This is a genomic window from Thermodesulfobacteriota bacterium, from assembly GCA_035325995.1.
Taxonomy (GTDB): domain Bacteria; phylum Desulfobacterota_D; class UBA1144; order Nemesobacterales; family UBA2774; genus JADLGH01.
This window is the reverse complement of record DAOKYU010000039.1, coordinates 1-3011: the sequence shown is the minus strand read 5'-3', so window position 1 is coordinate 3011 and position 3011 is coordinate 1. Positions and strand designations below refer to the sequence as shown.

Sequence of the window (3011 nt, the reverse complement as noted above, 5' to 3'; positions counted from 1 at the left end):
CTTCGGTGCTACGCCGTAAATCACACATGCGTGTGTGGTCAGGCAAAAGTAGAAAGCCCTTTCTCAGTACTTACCAATTACTACAAAACTTCCCCTCCAGCCACTGAAGACCCCCGGCAGTAAACAATCGAAGTAGCAGCATTACGCCATTAGCACTCGCCGCGCTTCACGTGACTTTAGCAACTTCATTGCTACGTCGAAGGAAGACCGCCCCCCGTATTGCCACCGCCCCCCGCCGTGGTACACTTTTCCCGAGGCAAACCAGGCGGGGCCGGCGGCCCCGTGCACGGCGGTATGGATGATACTGTCCCACAAATACAAGTTCATTTTCATAAAGACCAGGAAGACCGCAGGCTCGAGCATCCAGATTTATCTCTCGCGCCTCTGCGGCGAGGACGACATCGTCTCTCCCATCGACAAGCCCGAGCAGGAATATCACCCCCGCAATTTCAGGGGTCTTTTCAACCCCCTCCCCGAGCTCGCCGAAAAGACCACCGTGCGACAATACATGCGTACGCTCTGGCGTTTCGCCACGCTCAAGAAATTCCAGTCGCACATAAAGGCCCGCGAAGCCAGGGACAGGATCCCCCGCGAGATATGGGACAGCTACTACAAGTTCACGGTAGACCGGAACCCGTGGGACAAGGTGCTTTCGCACTACCACTTCGTCCGGCAGAGATACGCACGATACGACAACAACCTATCCTTCGACGAGTATTTGAAGGTCGCGGAGCTGCCGTATAACTACACGAAATACACCGACCGCGACGGGAAGCTCATGGTCGACCGCGTGATCCGTTACGAGAGGCTGAACGAAGAGCTGGCCGAGGTGTTCGGCATGCTCGGAGTGCCGTTTACGGGCACGCTCGGCGCGACCGAAAAATCCCACTACCGCACCGACAGGCGCCCCTACCGCGAGGTCTACACCCCGGGCTGGAAGGAGGCTGTCGAAACCCTCTTCCGCCCAGAAATCGACCTTCTCGACTACGACTTCTAGGGGGCGCGCCACGCCCGCAGGATATCGAAGTGGCAGCGCTCGGCTATTATCACCCGACGCGCTTCCGGTGGTCTTAGCAACTATCGCGCTATGCCGAAAAAGACACTACGTGTCCACGCCTCGCGTGCAGGAATTCGACATAGCTGACTTCGAAATCCATAGCACCGCCCGGTCATCCATATTGTTCAATCACCTGACTTGCCCCGCCGAAGACATCGAGCTTATGAGCGTTAAAAATCCGACTCCATTACTCTCCCCTCTCCCCTTGGGGAACGAATGCGAGCAAGCGAGCATTCGGACGCCCCCGGCCGACTGCACGAAAGTTTGTCTATTGCAGCTCGAAAGTATCCGAAATCAAAATAGGGATTAAGGGTGAGGGGGTACCTTACAAATTAATCAGAGAAACAGGATTTTGCGAAGGAGCGATGATTTTGCACGCCTCGCGTGCAGGATTCCGAAGTGCGGCTCGCAGCCGCACGCAATCGAAGTAGCAGCGCTCTGCCATTGCCACCAGCCGCACTTCAGGTGGTCTTAGCAACTTCGGTGCTACGTCGAGAAACACACTACGTGTGTCAATCCCCCACCGACTCCATCCCCGGCGACGGCGGCTCTATGCAGCAATAAAACACCCCGTTGATCGTGTAGCAGCTCTGGTCCGAATCCGGGCACGCCTTCGCCGGGCTGCAGTCCGCGGGGACGCATACGTCGGATATGTCGGGATCGGACGGTGCGAGCGGAATCTCCTCGACGTCGTCACTGCCGCCATTACCGCTGCCGTCGTCCGCGAGCGCGTCCGAAAGAGGAAAGGCGAAGAGAAAGAGAAACGCCGCGATCAAAAAACACTTCGATATCTTTTCCAGTAACGCGATCATGAAGGCCTCCTCCGCATCGCCGAATGATGAATAATTTTACATCGGCCGGTGCGAGACTTCCATGCATTAATCTCCCCTCCCTTTCACGAGGGAGGGGAGTTATCCGGCAACCTTAAATCAAGCCACATCCCCCTCATCTTATCTCCCCTCCCACTTGGGAAGGGGAGGGTCAGGGTGGGGGTTGAACCGCCGAAGGTGATTCATCGAATCTTACGCACGTCGATTAATTAAAGCATGACTATGCTACGCCTATTTCCGGCACGGGGCGTGCTCAAGCCGACGCCTTCCTTCTCCTGATCGCGTAGAACATACCTATCAGCGCGAACCCCGCCGCGGCCGCCATCATGCCCCATTCCGAAAGCGTCGGAATGCTCGCGCTCGTGGTGTTATATATAGTGCAGACCGTCGGAGACCCGGGATCGAAGCAGTCCTGGAACCATCCAATGGACAGCGATATGATCTCGATACCGCCTCCCGGCTCGCACTCTATCCTGTCGAAATGCCATCCCGGCGTGGGAAGCTCGACTACATACCCGGGGCCGAAATCGGCGAGACCTGTCTCCGTGACGCCCGCGAAGAGCGTAAAGTCGAACGGACCGCCCTCGTCGAAACCCTCGAATTCAAACGGCACGCCGCCGGCCCCCGGCGCATCTACCGTCAGCGTAAGCTCGCACTCCGACGGCTGGGCCATGCCCGTATCCACCGTGGAGAAAAAGGCCGCCAATGCAAAAAACGCGACGAGTACAGCGAAATACGGTTTGAGTATCCTGTGCATCGAATCCTCCTTTAACGAGTTGTTATACGATACTATAAGGAGTTTTATAGCATTTCCAGGCCTGCGTCAACCGCCCTGTGTGCGCCTCGCGTGCCGGAAATCGGCATAGCCGACTTGGAAATCCATAGCACCGCCCGGTCGTCCGTTCCAATTAATCACCAGCCTTGCCACGCCGAAGACATCGAGTGGATGAGCGTTAAAAATCCGACCTACCTTACTCTTCCCTCCCCCTCCCAGGGGGAGGGTCAGGGTGGGGGTATAGTATTTGGAGGATTTAGCGAAGGAACGATGATTTTGCACGCCTCGCGTGCTGGATTCCGAAGTAGCGAAAGCCTTGCTATCATTTTCTGACGCGCTACAGGTGGTT

Annotated in this window: 3 protein-coding genes; 1 reads left to right on the top strand and 2 read right to left on the bottom strand. The window is 56.6% G+C overall.

Going from position 1 to position 3011, the window contains the following annotated elements:
- Positions 1-298 precede the first annotated feature (298 nt).
- The gene (locus PKC29_15530) at positions 299-997 is read left to right on the top strand and encodes a sulfotransferase family 2 domain-containing protein (GenBank protein HML96818.1); all 699 of its coding nucleotides are present in this window, start codon (positions 299-301) and stop codon (positions 995-997) included.
- A 572-nt stretch (positions 998-1569) separates the two neighbouring features.
- Here the strand turns inward: PKC29_15530 and PKC29_15525 are convergent.
- Positions 1570-1869: a hypothetical protein gene (locus tag PKC29_15525; GenBank protein ID HML96817.1), complete on the bottom strand. Its 300-nt coding sequence runs from the start codon at positions 1867-1869 to the stop codon at positions 1570-1572.
- 271 nt (positions 1870-2140) lie between these two features.
- Positions 2141-2644 carry an IPTL-CTERM sorting domain-containing protein gene (locus PKC29_15520; protein HML96816.1) on the bottom strand — a complete coding sequence of 168 codons (504 nt, stop codon included), beginning with the start codon at positions 2642-2644 and terminating at the stop codon, positions 2141-2143.
- Positions 2645-3011 lie beyond the last annotated feature (367 nt).

What these genes read in the sequence shown, in the direction of transcription:
- PKC29_15530 (HML96818.1), top strand. Translation starts at nt 299, where the DNA reads ATGATACTGTCCCACAAATACAAGTTCATTTTCATAAAGACCAGGAAG.
- PKC29_15525 (HML96817.1), bottom strand. Translation starts at nt 1,869, where the DNA reads ATGATCGCGTTACTGGAAAAGATATCGAAGTGTTTTTTGATCGCGGCG.
- PKC29_15520 (HML96816.1), bottom strand. Translation starts at nt 2,644, where the DNA reads ATGCACAGGATACTCAAACCGTATTTCGCTGTACTCGTCGCGTTTTTT.